Raw genomic sequence first — 13,656 nt, 5'->3', positions numbered from 1 at the left:
GAGAACGACCATGGATATCTCACGCGCAGGATCGCGGGCATCCGCCAAAGGGCCGGAGGCATGGTTCACCGGCACGGTGCGCATCGACCCGCTCTTCAACCCGTTCGACGCCGAGCGGGTGCAGGGCGCGCAGGTGACGTTCGAGCCGGGGGCGAGGACGGCATGGCACACCCATCCGCTCGGCCAGACCCTGCTCGTCGTTTCCGGCCTCGGCCGGGTGCAGCGCGAAGGCGGCCCGGTGGAGGAGATCCGGCCGGGCGACGTGGTCTGGTTCGCCCCCGGCGAAAGGCACTGGCACGGCGCCGGACGTCGCCATGACCCATATCGCGCTACAGGAGGTCAAGGACGGCAAGGTCGTCGACTGGCTGGAGCATGTCACGGAAGCTGAATACGGCGCCTGAGACGGGCGCGACACGAAAGGAATATCCCATGCTTGGAACGGTGCTTTACAGCCCCGGCGACATCCGCTGCGAAGAGGTGGCGGAGCCGGAGATCCTTCAGCCCACCGACGCGATCCTGAAGCTTGCCGCCACCTGCATCTGCGGCTCCGACCTCTGGCCCTATCGCGGGCTGCAACCGCTGAACGGCCCCATGCATATGGGCCATGAATATTGCGGCGTGGTGGTCGAGGTCGGCAGCGCGGTAAAGACCGTCAAGCCCGGCCAGTTCGTCGTCGGCTCCTTCTGCTGTTCGGACAATACCTGCCCGCATTGCCGCTTCGGCTTCCCCTCCTCCTGCGAGAACCGCGAATTCATGGCGCGCGCGCAGGCCCCGCTGCTGCGCGTGCCGCTCGCCGACGGAACCCTCGTCGCCACGCCGCACATGCCGGACGAGGACCTGATCCCGAGCCTGCTTGCTGCCTCCGACGTGCTCGGCACGGGCTGGTATGCGGCCGATGCCGCGCGCGTGCGGCCCGGCGGCACGGCCGTCGTCGTCGGCGATGGCGCGGTCGGCCTGATGGGCGTTCTGGCCGCAAGGCAGATGGGCACGGAAAAGATCATCGCGATGAGCCGCCACAAGAGCCGGCAGGACCTCGCCCTCGAATTCGGCGCCACGCACATCGTCTCCGAGCGGGGCGAGGAGGGCGTCGCCCGCATCAGGGACCTGACGGACGGCGTCGGCGCGGAATCGGTGCTGGAATGCGTCGGCACGCAGGAATCGATGTCGCAGGCGCTCGCCTCCGCCCGCCCCGGCGGCTCGGTCGGCTTCGTCGGCGTGCCGCATGGTGTCACGCTCGACGGCCAGCAACTGTTCTTCGCCCAGAAGAACCTGCTCGGCGGCCCCGCCCCCGTGCGCCGCTTCCTGCCGGATCTGATCGACCTGGTGATGACCCGCAAGATCAATCCCGGCAAGGTCTTCGACCTCGAACTGCCCCTGCAGGACGTCGCCGAAGGCTACCGCGCCATGGACGAACGGCGGGCGATCAAGACGCTGCTGCACCTCTCGTGAACCGCACCCGGGAGCCCCGCCGCCGCGGGGCTTCCGGCCGCCGGACATGTCCTTCGGGGAACTTCGCGCGGATTTAGCGATTGTATCGCCTCAACCCGGTTCGGAGAAAGGCGATGTATCACACCCATGCCAGATACCTTATCTGCTGCGCTGCGGGGCTGCTCTTCACGCCGGCCCAGGCCAGCGAGGCGCAGTTCCTCGGCGGGCTGGAAGGCCAGTATGTCGGCAAGGGACAGGTGAGGCTCCGTACCAACCGGCAGCCGATCAATATCAGCTGCACCTTCACCTCCACCACGTCGCCGAGCTCCCTGTCGCTCAAGGGGCGCTGCCGGGGCCTGCTCGTCGTCTCGCGCGCGGTCGGGGTCGACCTCAAGGCTTCGGGCGGAACCTATCGCGGCTCCTATATCGGCGCGGGCTCCGGCCCCGCCTCGCTTTCCGGCCGGCGAAAGGGCAACAGCCTCGCCCTCACCATCCAGTGGGCAAAGCCGATAAACGGCGACCGCCGCGCCAGCCTCACCGTCGCGCAGACCGGCGCGCGCGGGCTGAAACTCACCACCTCCGACCGCGACCCCGCCTCGGGAAAGACCGTCGTCACCAGCCAGATAACGCTTCAACGCCAATGATCGCCGGGAGCAGGTACGCGACACCCACTCCCGACCAGGCCGCGCTCAAACCTTCACGACGCTCGCGGTGTAGATCTCGTCGATCGTCGCGGCAAGGCTGGCGTTGAATTCCGCATCGCTCATCGTCACGCGCAGGTCTTCCGTCAGGGCCCGGGAGAAGCTGGCGATCATGTCGCGGTTGCGGCTGAGCTTCTCGCAGGCGACCGCGCGGCTGTAGCCACCGGAAAGCGCGACGACGCGGGCGACCGAATTGTGGGCGGCCAGCGGCTCGTAGAGGCCCGCGACACTCGGCAATGTCAGCTTGAGCATCACCCGTTCGCCTGCCGGCAGGGCATCGAGCTCCCTTGCGATCTCGTCGCGCAGGATGGCCTCGGCCTCCTCCTTGCTCGGACTCTTGATCGAAACCTCCGGCTCGATGATCGGCACGAGACCGTGGCGAAGGATCTGCCGGCCGATCTCGAACTGCTGGCGGACGACGGCCGCGATGCCGGCCTTGTCGGCATGGCCGATCACCGAGCGCATCTTGGTGCCGAAGATGCCCTTCTTCACCGCGCGGGCGAGCAACGCGTCGAGTTCGGGCATAGGCTTCAGCACCTGGACGCCGTTCTCCTCGGCAGCAAGGCCCTTGTCGACCTTGAGGAAGGGCACGACGCCGCGATCCTGCCAGAGATAGGCGGGAACGGGCTTGCCCCCGGCTTCCCCGTCCATGGTCTTCTCGAAGAGGATGGCGCCGATCACCTTGTCCCCCGAAAAGGCAGGCGCCGTCATGATGCGCACGCGCATCTCGTGCATGAGGCGGAACATCGTCTCCTCGCCGTCATAGTCGGAATCGGCGATGCCGTAGAGCCGCAAGGCGCCGGGCGTCGAGCCGCCGCTCTGGTCGAGGGCCGCGATGAAGCCCTCCTTGTCGGTCATCTGCGCCATCATCCTTGCATCGGTCATGCTCGCCTCCCTGTTGCATGCCCGCGGCCCCGGACGCGCTCCACCGCGCCCGGCCCGCCGGCCGATCCGCAGCCTATCATCGAGACAGGCGGATGTCCCACCGTGTCAGCGACGGTCGTCCTCTTTCGTATCGACCTCGTCGAGGCGGCGGAAGGCATAGCCCTTCGCCTTGAGCGCCAGGACGCCCCTGGCGACGCCCGCTCCCGAGGCCCGGCCCGGCTGGTTGATATGCGCGATGATGACATCGCCGTCCCGCGCATTGCCGATGATCCTCTCCGCCTTGGCGGCCGGCACCGTGGCGCCGTAATCGCCGCTCAGCGAATAGCCGCCGATGCGAAAGCCCATGGACTTGATCAGGTCCAGCGCATCGGAGCTGTAGCGCGCCGTCGCGTCCCGATACCAGCCGGCCTGCACGCCGAAATCCGCCGTGATGGCGTTGGCGCCGCCCTCGACCTCCGCCCTGACATTCGCGAGGGTTCCCGCGGGCTTGATGCCGAAGACCGGCTTGTCGCCCACCACCGCCGGAACGTGGTTGCTGCCGTGGTTCTCGATTTCGAAGAGGTCCGGATGGGCCGCCAGCAGCTTGACGGTCGGGCCGTTGCGGACGAGCCAGCGCCGAGTCACGAAAAGCGTGGCCGGGATACGGTTGTCGACAAGCATTTTCAGGATTCGCTCGTCGACGCCGCCGCTGCAGGCGTCGAATGTCAGCGCGACCTGCGGGTGGCCCGAACCGCCCTTCGCGATCGTCAGCCGCGGCTCGCGCAGATCCTTGGCGACGGCGGGGGATGCCAGCGCCAGCAGAACGAGAATGAACCAGAACCGCATCGCGCCTTCTCCCGAAATTTTCTCCGCCGGAAACCATCTTCCGGCGGGAATACGCGCCGCACTACGGCCGAGGCGGCGCGAAATTATGTCCATGCGCGCTATAGCCATCCGCGCGGCTTCCGTCATCCGCGCAGGTGTCGCATCTTCGATTGCGCACCGAATCCTGATAGGCGGCAGGAAGCCATCGAGGGAGGGGACATGGTTTTCGATTATTGCGTCGTGGGCGGCGGGATCGTCGGGCTGGCGACGGCGATGCGGCTTCTGGAGCGGCGGCCGGGCAGCAGCCTCCTGCTTCTGGAAAAGGAGGCGGCGCTCGGCCGGCACCAGACCGGACACAACAGCGGCGTCATCCATGCGGGTATCTATTATCCGCCCGGCAGCCTGAAGGCCGAGCTCTGCCGCAAGGGCGCGGAGGCGACGAAGGCCTTCTGCGCGGAAAACGGCATCCGCTTCGACGTCTGCGGCAAGCTGCTCGTCGCCACCTCCGATCTCGAGGTGGAACGCATGGAAGCGCTGCATGCGCGCTCGAAGGAAAACACCATCGAGGTGCACCGCATCAGTGAAAGCGAGCTGAAGGCGCGCGAGCCGAACATCAGCGGCCGCGGCGCGCTCTTCGTGCCCTCCACCGGCATCGTCAGCTATGCCGAGGTCTGCCTTGCCATGGGACGGCGCATCGCCGCGCTCGGCGGCGAGGTCAGGCTCTCGACGCGGGTCACCGGCATTTCCGAAGCGGTCGACGCGGTCGAGATCACCGCGGAGGGCGAAAGCTGGCGGGCAAGGAAGCTCGTCGCCTGCGCCGGCCTCCAGTCGGACCGGCTCGCCGTCCTTGCAGGCCTTTGCATCGAGCATCGCATCGTGCCGTTCCGCGGCGAATACTACCGTCTGCCGGCCGAAAAGAACGATATCGTCCGGCACCTCATCTACCCGGCCCCCGATCCCGCCCTGCCCTTCCTCGGCGTTCATCTGACGCGCATGATCGACGGCAGCGTCACGGTCGGCCCCAATGCGGTGATTGGTTTTGCCCGCGAGGGCTATCCGAAGCTCTCACTCAACCTTGCGGACATGGCCGACTATGCGCTCTTCCCCGGCTTCTGGAAGACCGTTATCGCCAACCGCGCCTCGGCGATGACGGAACTGAAGAACTCGCTGTGGAAGCCCGGCTATCTGGAAGAGTGCCGGAAATATTGCCCGAGTCTCACGCTCTCCGACCTCCTGCCGCACGAAGCGGGCATCCGCGCCCAGGCAGTGCGCCGCGACGGCACCCTCATCCACGACTTCCTCTTCGCCGGGACCGATCGGATGCTGCATGTCTGCAACGCCCCTTCCCCCGCCGCCACCTCGGCAATCCCCATCGCCGACATGATCGTCGACCGGCTGACGGCCGCCTGATCCGGCCTAACGCGTCACGTCCAGCGTGCGGAGAATGTCGATCAGCCGCGGCGCCATCTCGCGGATTTCCGTGAGGTGGATGGCGGTCAGCCTTTCGAGGATGGCGTCGGCCTTGTCCGTCAGCGCGAGAGTCTGGCGGCGGCGGTCGGCGGGGTCGGAATGCCGCGTCACATAGCCGGCGGCGACGAGCCGGCCGACGAGCTCCGTTGCCGAATGGGGCGCGATCAGCAGCCGCTCGGCAAGCCGGCCGACGGTCATCGGCTCTTCCTCGCGGTGCCCCCTGATCGTCAGGAGCGCCTGGTGCTGCTGGGCGGGAAGCCCTTCCTGATGCGCCGCCGAGGTGCTGAAATCCATGAAGCGGCGCAGCGTGTAGCGCAGGTTCGAGAGTGCTTCGTAATCGGCATCGCTCAGCCTGTCTTTCGCCATTCTCCCCTCCCGCTTCTGCATTCCGGCCGCCGGCACGCCGTGGGCGGCACTTTCCGCGACGGCATCCCTCCACCCGGCTTACCGCAGGTTGGACCGGCGGGCTAGTGCGCCAGGCGACCTCCCCGCCATGCCGTCGATCCCTGTTGATTTATATCGTATTACGATGTATTTGCGGCCGCCTTCACCATTTCAGCGACGGGAAAGCCATGCCGCAAACGAAGACCCACCACCGCCCGCACGATTTCACGGGTGGCCTTGCCCGGCGCGAGGCCGGCGATTTCACGACGGACCGGCGCGTGCTGGCGCTGATAGGCATGGCGCTTGTCGTCGGCAGCGGCGGCGCGCTTGCCGCCAGGCTGCTGGTGAGCCTGATCGCGCTCGTCACCAATCTTGCCTGGTTCGGGCAGTTCAGCCTCGCGGCGGCCACTCCCGCGCAGGCTCCGCGCTCGCTTTGGATGGTCCTAACGCCCGCCATCGGCGGCCTCATCATCGGCCTGATGGCGCGCTTCGGTTCGGAGAAGATCCGCGGCCACGGCATTCCCGAGGCCATCGAGGCGATCCTCATCGGCGGCAGCCGCATGTCGCCGAAGGTCGCGATCCTGAAACCGCTCTCCTCGGCGATCTCCATCGGCACGGGCGGCCCGTTCGGCGCCGAGGGGCCGATCATCATGACGGGCGGGACGATCGGATCGCTCTTCGCCCAGTGCTTCCACATGAGCGCGGCCGAGCGAAAGACGCTGCTGGTGGCGGGCGCCGCCGCCGGCATGACCGCCATCTTCGGCTCGCCGATCGCCGCCGTGACGCTCGCCGTCGAACTTCTGCTTTTCGAATGGAAACCGCGCAGCTTCATTCCCGTCGCGATCGCCGCCTGCGTCTCGGCCTGCTGGCGCCCGTTCCTCTTCGAGGCGGGCGCCCTCTTTCCGCGGCAGTTCCACATGGACCTGCCGTGGTGGGGCATCGGCCTTTGCGCCGTCGCCGGCCTCATCGCCGGCCTGCAATCGGGCCTCCTGACCATGCTGCTCTACCGGATCGAGGATGCCTTCGAGGCGCTGCCTGTCCACTGGATGTGGTGCCCGGCGATCGGCGGCCTTGCCGTCGGCCTCGGCGGCCTGATCGAGCCGCGCGTGCTCGGCGTCGGCTACGACCTCATCGATGGCCTCCTCAACAGCCGCATGCTGCCGCAGGCCGTGCTGACGATCCTGCTCGTCAAGGCCGCGGTCTGGCTGGTCTCGCTGTCTTCGGGCACGTCGGGCGGGGTGCTAGCGCCGCTTCTCATTCTCGGCGGGGCGCTCGGCTGGCTGGTCGGGCTGGTGTTTCCCGGCGATCCGGGCTTCTGGGCGCTGCTCGGCATGGCGGCGATGATGGGCGGCACGATGCGCGCGCCGCTCACCGGCACCTTCTTCGCGGTGGAACTGACCGGCGACGTCTCCAGCCTGCTGCCGCTGCTCGCCGCGACGATCTCCGCCTATGCCGTCACCGTGCTTCTCCTGCGCCGCTCGATCCTGACGGAGAAGATCGCCCGGCGGGGCCAGCACATCACCCGCGAATACGGCATCGATCCCTTCGAATATGCCCGCGCCCGCGACATCATGATCGAGGCGGTCGACACGCTTCCCGCGCAGATGCGCGTCGGCGAGGCCTCCGCCTTCTTCGCTACGACCGATAAGACGCACCGGATCTATCCGGTGATCGATGCGGCCGGACGGCTGAAGGGCGTCGTCTCACGCGGCGATGCGCTGCGCTGGCAGCAGAACCCGGCCCTCGCCGACCAGAGCCTCGACGAGCGAGTCTCCGATACGTCGGTGCCCGTCGCCCATCCGGAGGATACGATCGGCTATGTCGCCGACCTGATGCTGGCGACCGATGTCGGCCGCATTCCGGTGGTCGATCCGCAGAGCGGCCGGCTCGTGGGGCTGGTGGCGCGCAAGGACCTGCTACGGCTGCGCCATGCCGCCAACACGCTGGAGAACGAGCGCAAGCCCTATCTCGGGCCGAGGAAGACGACGCCCGGAAAGGCCGGCTAGCGGGAGGGCCGCTTCGACGCCGGGCTTGTCCTCAAGGCTATTTCTTCAGGACGGGCCCGGTGTCGAAGCTGGCGTCGACCTGCGCCATCCAGAGGCGGATCTGGTCGAAGAGAAGCGCGAAGTCGTAGCGCCATTCCAGGAGGAGAACCTGCCAGGCGCTGCCGTCCAAGGCAGCAAGGCGCTGGTCGAGCCTTTGCCGGAGCGCGGCGAGCTGCCCGGATTGCAGCGCCTCCCCGCCATGCACAGGGTGATGCGCCGCCTGCTGAAGCTGCCGGTCCAGTTCGAGAAGCTCGCTCTTCAATGATGCCAGGTCCGTCGCCATCGGATGGTCCTCCGTTCGATGCGCGGTAATTATATCGTAATACGATATATATTTTCAAGACCCGTGCCGGATGAAGGACCGTCGACATCCTTCCGGCATCGGCGCAAGATGCGCGTGGCGGCCGCGGGCCAGCGGGACTTTTGCGCGGAAAGTCGCACCCTGCGGGAACCTCTCCCGAAGTCTGGCATCCAATATCCGTTTCGAAGGAGCCCGCCGATGCCAGCCTTGCCGACCATTCCCATAGCCGACCCCGCGGAAGGGGAAGCCGATCTCGTCCGGCGCGCCGCCGCGGGCGAGGCGCAGGCGATCCGCGCCATCATCAGAAGCCATAACCAGCGGCTCTACCGGCTCGTGCGCGCCGTACTGCGCAACAATGCCGATGCGGAGGACGTGTTGCAGGAGGCCTATCTTCGCGCCTTCGCCAATCTCGGCGGCTTCCAGGGCGAGGCCTCGCTGTCGACCTGGCTGTCGCGCATCGCGCTCAATGCCGCGCTGATGCGGCTTCGCGCGCAGAAGCGGATGAAGCGGGCCGCGCCCGCGCCGGAACTGGCGAAAGCCGAGATCATCCCCTTCCCCCATGCCTCTTCCACCGCAGACCCGGAGCGCGTCATGGCGCAGCGACAGCTTCTTCATCTCGTCGAGGAGGCGACCGACGCGCTTCCCGAAACCTTCCGCCTCGTCTTCGTCGCCCGCGTCATCGAGGGCCTCAGCGTGGAGGAAACGGCGGCGCTGCTGGAGCTTGCCCCGGCGACGGTCAAGACCCGGCTGCACCGCGCCCGCAAGCTCATCCGCATGCGGCTCGAGGAACGGATCGGCCCTGTCCTCGTCGAGGCCTTTCCCTTCGCGGGCGAGCGCTGCGAGCGGCTGACGCAGGCCGTTCTTTCGAAACTCGGGCTTGAGGAATAGCGGGAACCTCTTCGCCGGACCGGCATCCAATGCCGTGTCAACAAAACCGGCGCCGGCCATCCGGCGGCGCCAAGGAGAGCCCGATGAAAACCCTGATTTCCACCCTCGCCGCGACCTGCATGGCCCTGACCGCCTCTTTCGCGCTGGCCGCCGACAAGCCGACCGATCCGCAGATCGCCCATATCGCCTACAGCGCCGGCGTCATCGATGTGGAAGCCGCCAGGCTTGCCCTCCAGAAGACGAAGAATGCCGAGGTCAAGGCCTTCGCCGAATCCATGCAGAAGGACCACGAGGCCGTCAACGAGATGGCGCTGGCGCTCGTCAAGAAGCTCAAGGTCACGCCCGAGGACAACGCAACCAGCAAGGCGCTCGTCACGGCGGCCGACGAGAAGCGCGCCGAGCTCGGCAAGCTCGAAGGCAAGGCCTTCGACAAGGCCTATATCGAAAACGAGGTCGCCTACCACAAGCAGGTGAACGGCGCGCTGGAGACCCTGCTCATCCCCTCGGCGCAGAATGCGGAACTGAAGAGCCTGCTGGAGACCGGCCTCAAGCTGTTCCAGGGCCATGAGCAGCATGCCGAACATGTCGCGGCGGACCTGAAATGACAATCCTCCTTCTCACCCGGAGGCAGGTGCTCGCCACGGGCGCGGCGATGCTTGCCGGCGGCACGCTCGCCCGCGCCCATGACGGCACGGTGCATGTCGCGATCAGGAACCTCGCGTTCCAGCCGGCCGAGATCGAGGTCAGGGCGGGCGAGACCATCGAATGGACGAACGACGATCCCTTCGCCCATACCGCCACCGTCAAGGGCGGCTGGGAGGTCACGATCCCGCCCGGCAAGACGGCGACCCATGTCGCGACCGCCGGCGACAATGTCGACTACTATTGCCGGTTCCACCCCAACATGAAGGGGCGGATCAGGGTCATCGGGTAGCCGGCCGCCGCCGGCGACGGCGGTCAGCCGAGCCGGCGGCGCAGGTTGTGGATATGCGACGCGCCGACCCCGCAGCAGCCGCCGATCATCGTCGCGCCGCTTTCCGCCCAGTCGCAGGCGAAGGCGGCGTATCGATCCGCCGAAAGGTCGTCGCGGATGGCGTGCAGCGCCTCGTTCGCCGCGCCTTCGTCCTCCGTGGTGAAGGCATTGGCATAGACGCCGATCTCGACCGGGCGGCCGCTTTCCGCGAGGATGGCAGCCGCGACATCGACCGCCTGCCGCATCACCTCCGGCCGGCTGCAATTGAACAGCATCGCCGAGGCACGAGAGGCCGCGATCCAGCGAGCCGCGTCCGCCACGCTCTCGCCGGAGCGCAGCGCGGGCGGCTGCGTTTTGGCGCCCGGCTCGTCCTGGAGCGTGAAGGAGATCCAGAAGGGTTTTCCGGTGGACGCCACCGCCCCCTCCACGGCTTGCGCCTCCGCGATCAGGCTCAGCGTCTCGCCAAGAAAGACATCGACGAAGGGATCGAGCTCCTCGACCAGGACGCCGAGATAATCCTGCACGCGCTCCGGCTGGAAAAGCTGCGGCTCGTAGGAGCCGAAGATCGGCGGCAGGGAACCTGCGACCTTGACCTTTCCCTTCCCGGCCGCATCCGCAGCCTCCCACGCCAGCCGGCCGGCCAGCGCGATCAGCCGGCGCCCTTCCGCGCGAAACCGCGCCTCACCGATATGAAAGGGCACCAGCGCATAACTGTTCGTTGTGACGACATCCGCCCCCGCGGCGATGAATTCCGCATGCACCTGCCGGACGATATCGGGGCTTTCCATCAGCGCCACCGCCGACCATTCGGGTTGCCGCAGCTCGGCCCCGAGGCGGACCAGCTCGCGGCTCATGCCACCGTCCAGAATTGTGATCCCCGTCATGAAACCTCCCATCGTCCGCCGAAAAGCCGGAAACATCGATAGTCCGTCCTGCCAGAAGTTTCCGGCGCGGTCCACACCGCTCATTCGAAACGGCAAGCCTTCCACCCGATGTGAGAACGTTCGCAAAATTTTCGTGCCCGAGGGTCAAGCAGCCTTGACGCAGCCGGAAAATCTATAATACGTATTATGACGTCATATAGAAAGGTACACCCATGTCCCTCCCCTCCGCCTTCGATGCCGGCGTTGTCGCGGCGCTTTCCGCCCTGAACGCGAAATCGATCAAGCATGTGTTCTTCGTCGCCTGCGGCGGGTCGCTTTCGATCATGCATCCGGCCAAGTTCCTTCTCGACCAGCATTCCGCGCTGCCGTCGGATGTCTACAACGCCGCCGAATTCGTCGCCCGCGCGCCGCGTTCGCTGGATGCAGGCTCCCTCGTCATCCTCTGCTCGATGACCGGCACCACGAAGGAGACCACCGCCGCGGCCGAATTCGCCCGCGCCAGGGGCGCGACGACCATCGGCCTGACGGTCGAGCCGGCCTCCCCGCTCGGCAAGGCCGTCGACCATGTCGTCGGCTTCGAGGCGCCCTACACGACCGGCGTGCCGATCGATGCCCGGAACAGCAACTATGCCCGGATCTACCAGATCGTCATGGGCCTCGTTGCCCGGACCGGCGGCGAGGACCTCACCGAAACGCTGATCGACAGCCTCATCGCCCTCCAGCCGGCGATCGACCGCGCACAGGCGACCTTCGCGCCGATGTTCGAGGATTATGCGCCGCGCTTCGCCAAGGAAGACGTCATCTACACGGTCGCCAGCGGCGCGAGCTACGGCGCGGCCTATTCCTTCGCCATCTGCGTGCTGATGGAAATGCAGTGGATCAACAGCCAGGCGATCCACGCCAACGAATTCTTCCACGGCCCCTTCGAGGTGCTCGACAAGGACCGTGCCTTCATCCTGATGAAGGGCCTCGACAGCACGCGCCCGCTGGAAGAGCGCGCCGACGAGTTCCTGCACCGCTTCGGCTCGGCGGAAAACATCCTCGTTCTCGATGCGGAAAAGCTCGATCTTGCCGGCATCGACCCGCAGTTCCGCGGCAATGTCGTGCCGCTGATCTTCTTCGACACGCTCTGGCGTTTCGCCTATAAGATCGCCGACCTGCGCAAGCACGAAATGCTCGCCGCACGGCGCTACATGAAGAAGATCACCTACTGACCGGGCCTGGAAGGGCGGATGGAAGACCAAGCAAACCTCTTGCCGCTCTATGAACAGGTCCGGCGCGCGATCCTGGCCGGCATCGAAACCGGCCAGTTCGCCGTGGGCAGCTTCCTGCCCGCCGAGCCGGAGCTGATGTCGCTCTACGGCGTCAGCCGGATCACGCTCAGGCGGGCGATCGGCGAGCTTTGCGCCGATGGCAGGCTGCAGCGCCAGCAGGGCCGCGGCACCATCGTCATGCCGGGCAAGGTGCGCCAGACGCTCGTCTCGCTGTCGGGCTTTTCCGAAACCATGGACGGGCTCGGCCGCAAGGCCGGCCACCGCATCCTCGCGCGGACGGACGATCCCGATGCGCCCGCCATCCGCGAACGGCTCAAGGCGAAGGCGCTGCTGCGCTTCGACCGGCTGCTGGAGGACAACGGCCGGCCGATGACCCTCGAAACGCTCTGGTTCGATCCCTCACGTTTTCCCGAGGTGATCGAGCCGGTCGCCGCCGGCGGCTCCTTCTTCGCGGCGCTGCGCGACAAGGCCGGCATTACGCCGGCCCATGCGGAGCGGCAGATCGACGTCGGCCTTGCCCTGCCCGCCGAGCGCGACATCCTGGCCGTGACGGCCGCCCAGCCGGTCTACCGGATCGAGAAGATCGTCACCGACGCCGAGGGGCGCCCGCTCGCCCTGTCGCAGCTCGTCACCCCAAGCCATCTGGTCACCTATACGATCAAGACCTGAAAGGTTCGCCATGCACGTTTTCGACGCCGCCGCCGTTCACGCGGCGCTTCCCTGGCCTTTTCTGATCGAGGCCCTGCGCAAGGCGCATTTCGGGCCGATGCCCCTTTCCGACGTGGTCGTGCAGTCGGATCCCGCCGGCGGTGAAGCCCAGTTCGTCACCCTGCCCGGCTGGGCGCCCGGCGGCCCCGTCGTCGTGAAGATGGTCGGCGTCTTTCCGCACAATGCCGCGCTCCAGCCGCCGCAGCCCGCCGTGCAGGGGCTGGTGGCGCTGTTCGACGGGAAGACCGGCGGGCCGCTTCTTGCAGCGGACGGCGCGGCCATGACGGCGCGCAAGACCGCGGCCGATTCCGCCCTCGGGGCGGCCATCCTCGCGCGCGAGGATGTGGAGGACCTGCTGATCGTCGGCGCCGGCGCGCTCGCGCCGCATTTCGCCGAGGCGCATATGGCCGCGCGTCCCTCGCTGCGCAGGGTCACCATCTGGAACCGCACCGAGGCCCGGGCCGAGGCCGTGACGGCCGCACTTCGGGAGAAGGGCATCGATGCGACGGTCAGCGACGATCTCGACCGCTCCGTCGCCGGCGCCGACGTGGTCTCCTGCGTCACCATGTCGGACACGGCGCTGGTCAAGGGCGCGCTGCTGCGGCCGGGCGCCCATCTCGATCTCGTCGGGGCCTATCTGCCCCACCTTCGGGAGGCCGACGATGCGGCACTGGCGCGCGGCACAATCTTCGTCGATAGCCGCAACAACATGGAGGGCGGCGGCGATCTCTCGCAGGCCGTCGCCTCCGGCGCGATCACCTGGGAGAGCGTGAAAGCCGACCTCTTCGAACTCGTGCAGGGTAAAAGGGAGGGCCGCACCGGCCGCGACCAGATCACCGTGTTCAAGAACAACGGCGGCGCCCATCTCGACCTCTTCACCGCCTCCGCGCTGTCCGAGACGCTCGGCTGAC

Annotated in this window: 15 protein-coding genes and 1 pseudogene; 11 read left to right on the top strand and 5 right to left on the bottom strand. The window is 67.2% G+C overall.

Annotation, left to right across the window (positions count from 1 at the left end):
- Positions 1-10 precede the first annotated feature (10 nt).
- From ACZ1A1_RS03425 to ACZ1A1_RS03415, 3 genes and pseudogenes are all read left to right on the top strand, one after another.
- Positions 11-401: pseudogene (locus tag ACZ1A1_RS03425) on the top strand ((R)-mandelonitrile lyase).
- Between the two features lie 28 nt (positions 402-429).
- Positions 430-1,449, top strand: coding sequence for a zinc-dependent alcohol dehydrogenase family protein (locus tag ACZ1A1_RS03420; RefSeq protein ID WP_463618765.1), 1,020 nt, complete (start codon positions 430-432; stop codon positions 1,447-1,449).
- Positions 1,450-1,562: 113 nt separating this feature from the next.
- Positions 1,563-2,072 carry a hypothetical protein gene (locus tag ACZ1A1_RS03415; protein ID WP_313193798.1) on the top strand — a complete coding sequence of 170 codons (510 nt, stop codon included), beginning with the start codon at positions 1,563-1,565 and terminating at the stop codon, positions 2,070-2,072.
- 45 nt (positions 2,073-2,117) lie between these two features.
- Here the strand turns inward: ACZ1A1_RS03415 and ACZ1A1_RS03410 are convergent, their stop codons facing one another.
- Together ACZ1A1_RS03410 and ACZ1A1_RS03405 are read right to left on the bottom strand one after the other, a co-directional pair.
- Positions 2,118-3,014, bottom strand: a complete 897-nt coding sequence (locus ACZ1A1_RS03410; protein WP_463618764.1) for a fructose bisphosphate aldolase — start codon at positions 3,012-3,014, stop codon at positions 2,118-2,120.
- A gap of 105 nt (positions 3,015-3,119) precedes the next feature.
- Positions 3,120-3,839 (bottom strand): polysaccharide deacetylase family protein, encoded by a 720-nt coding sequence (locus ACZ1A1_RS03405; RefSeq protein WP_463618763.1) that lies wholly within the window; start codon positions 3,837-3,839, stop codon positions 3,120-3,122.
- A 198-nt stretch (positions 3,840-4,037) separates the two neighbouring features.
- Here ACZ1A1_RS03405 and lhgO point away from each other — a divergent pair, with 198 nt between their 5' ends.
- Positions 4,038-5,228 carry an L-2-hydroxyglutarate oxidase gene (lhgO, locus tag ACZ1A1_RS03400; RefSeq protein WP_463618762.1) on the top strand — a complete coding sequence of 397 codons (1,191 nt, stop codon included), beginning with the start codon at positions 4,038-4,040 and terminating at the stop codon, positions 5,226-5,228.
- A gap of 6 nt (positions 5,229-5,234) precedes the next feature.
- Here lhgO and ACZ1A1_RS03395 read toward each other — a convergent pair whose 3' ends face one another.
- Positions 5,235-5,654, bottom strand: a complete 420-nt coding sequence (locus tag ACZ1A1_RS03395) for a MarR family winged helix-turn-helix transcriptional regulator (protein ID WP_415212129.1) — start codon at positions 5,652-5,654, stop codon at positions 5,235-5,237.
- A 206-nt stretch (positions 5,655-5,860) separates the two neighbouring features.
- Here ACZ1A1_RS03395 and ACZ1A1_RS03390 point away from each other — a divergent pair, with 206 nt between their 5' ends.
- Positions 5,861-7,678, top strand: coding sequence for a chloride channel protein (locus ACZ1A1_RS03390; protein WP_463618761.1), 1,818 nt, complete (start codon positions 5,861-5,863; stop codon positions 7,676-7,678).
- Positions 7,679-7,715: 37 nt separating this feature from the next.
- On the opposite strand, the gene ACZ1A1_RS03385 is transcribed toward ACZ1A1_RS03390, so the two are convergent.
- Positions 7,716-8,000 carry a hypothetical protein gene (locus ACZ1A1_RS03385; RefSeq protein WP_463618760.1) on the bottom strand — a complete coding sequence of 95 codons (285 nt, stop codon included), beginning with the start codon at positions 7,998-8,000 and terminating at the stop codon, positions 7,716-7,718.
- A gap of 216 nt (positions 8,001-8,216) precedes the next feature.
- On the opposite strand from ACZ1A1_RS03385, the gene ACZ1A1_RS03380 reads away from it, so the two are divergent.
- The 3 genes from ACZ1A1_RS03380 to ACZ1A1_RS03370 all read left to right on the top strand — a co-directional run bounded on the left by ACZ1A1_RS03380 (position 8,217) and on the right by ACZ1A1_RS03370 (position 9,840).
- Positions 8,217-8,906, top strand: coding sequence for an RNA polymerase sigma factor (locus ACZ1A1_RS03380; protein ID WP_463618759.1), 690 nt, complete (start codon positions 8,217-8,219; stop codon positions 8,904-8,906).
- A gap of 83 nt (positions 8,907-8,989) precedes the next feature.
- Positions 8,990-9,511, top strand: coding sequence for a DUF4142 domain-containing protein (locus ACZ1A1_RS03375; protein ID WP_463618758.1), 522 nt, complete (start codon positions 8,990-8,992; stop codon positions 9,509-9,511).
- Positions 9,508-9,840 carry a cupredoxin domain-containing protein gene (locus tag ACZ1A1_RS03370; protein WP_463618757.1) on the top strand — a complete coding sequence of 111 codons (333 nt, stop codon included), beginning with the start codon at positions 9,508-9,510 and terminating at the stop codon, positions 9,838-9,840. The genes ACZ1A1_RS03375 and ACZ1A1_RS03370 overlap by 4 nt, the downstream gene beginning before the upstream one ends.
- 23 nt (positions 9,841-9,863) lie before the next feature.
- On the opposite strand, the gene ACZ1A1_RS03365 is transcribed toward ACZ1A1_RS03370, so the two are convergent.
- Positions 9,864-10,763 carry a homocysteine S-methyltransferase family protein gene (locus ACZ1A1_RS03365; RefSeq protein ID WP_463618756.1) on the bottom strand — a complete coding sequence of 300 codons (900 nt, stop codon included), beginning with the start codon at positions 10,761-10,763 and terminating at the stop codon, positions 9,864-9,866.
- A 212-nt stretch (positions 10,764-10,975) separates the two neighbouring features.
- On the opposite strand from ACZ1A1_RS03365, the gene ACZ1A1_RS03360 reads away from it, so the two are divergent.
- From ACZ1A1_RS03360 to ACZ1A1_RS03350, 3 genes are read left to right on the top strand one after another with little or no spacing between them, the layout of a single operon-like run.
- A complete protein-coding gene (locus tag ACZ1A1_RS03360; protein ID WP_463618755.1) occupies positions 10,976-11,977 on the top strand; it encodes an SIS domain-containing protein in 1,002 nt (333 codons plus the stop codon).
- Between the two features lie 18 nt (positions 11,978-11,995).
- Positions 11,996-12,706: a GntR family transcriptional regulator gene (locus tag ACZ1A1_RS03355; RefSeq protein WP_463618754.1), complete on the top strand. Its 711-nt coding sequence runs from the start codon at positions 11,996-11,998 to the stop codon at positions 12,704-12,706.
- 10 nt (positions 12,707-12,716) lie between these two features.
- On the top strand, positions 12,717-13,655 hold the full coding sequence (locus ACZ1A1_RS03350) for an ornithine cyclodeaminase (RefSeq protein ID WP_463618753.1): 939 nt from the start codon (positions 12,717-12,719) through the stop codon (positions 13,653-13,655).
- The last annotated feature ends 1 nt before the right edge of the window (position 13,656 follow it).

It is taken from the genome of Shinella sp. R2-11 (assembly GCF_055330205.1).
This window is presented reverse-complemented; position numbering and strand designations above follow the sequence as displayed.

Coding starts and splice junctions, on each gene's coding strand:
- ACZ1A1_RS03420 (WP_463618765.1), top strand. CDS start 430: ATGCTTGGAACGGTGCTTTACAGCCCCGGCGACATCCGCTGCGAAGAG.
- ACZ1A1_RS03415 (WP_313193798.1), top strand. CDS start 1,563: ATGTATCACACCCATGCCAGATACCTTATCTGCTGCGCTGCGGGGCTG.
- ACZ1A1_RS03410 (WP_463618764.1), bottom strand. CDS start 3,014: ATGACCGATGCAAGGATGATGGCGCAGATGACCGACAAGGAGGGCTTC.
- ACZ1A1_RS03405 (WP_463618763.1), bottom strand. CDS start 3,839: ATGCGGTTCTGGTTCATTCTCGTTCTGCTGGCGCTGGCATCCCCCGCC.
- lhgO (WP_463618762.1), top strand. CDS start 4,038: ATGGTTTTCGATTATTGCGTCGTGGGCGGCGGGATCGTCGGGCTGGCG.
- ACZ1A1_RS03395 (WP_415212129.1), bottom strand. CDS start 5,654: ATGGCGAAAGACAGGCTGAGCGATGCCGATTACGAAGCACTCTCGAAC.
- ACZ1A1_RS03390 (WP_463618761.1), top strand. CDS start 5,861: ATGCCGCAAACGAAGACCCACCACCGCCCGCACGATTTCACGGGTGGC.
- ACZ1A1_RS03385 (WP_463618760.1), bottom strand. CDS start 8,000: ATGGCGACGGACCTGGCATCATTGAAGAGCGAGCTTCTCGAACTGGAC.
- ACZ1A1_RS03380 (WP_463618759.1), top strand. CDS start 8,217: ATGCCAGCCTTGCCGACCATTCCCATAGCCGACCCCGCGGAAGGGGAA.
- ACZ1A1_RS03375 (WP_463618758.1), top strand. CDS start 8,990: ATGAAAACCCTGATTTCCACCCTCGCCGCGACCTGCATGGCCCTGACC.
- ACZ1A1_RS03370 (WP_463618757.1), top strand. CDS start 9,508: ATGACAATCCTCCTTCTCACCCGGAGGCAGGTGCTCGCCACGGGCGCG.
- ACZ1A1_RS03365 (WP_463618756.1), bottom strand. CDS start 10,763: ATGACGGGGATCACAATTCTGGACGGTGGCATGAGCCGCGAGCTGGTC.
- ACZ1A1_RS03360 (WP_463618755.1), top strand. CDS start 10,976: ATGTCCCTCCCCTCCGCCTTCGATGCCGGCGTTGTCGCGGCGCTTTCC.
- ACZ1A1_RS03355 (WP_463618754.1), top strand. CDS start 11,996: ATGGAAGACCAAGCAAACCTCTTGCCGCTCTATGAACAGGTCCGGCGC.
- ACZ1A1_RS03350 (WP_463618753.1), top strand. CDS start 12,717: ATGCACGTTTTCGACGCCGCCGCCGTTCACGCGGCGCTTCCCTGGCCT.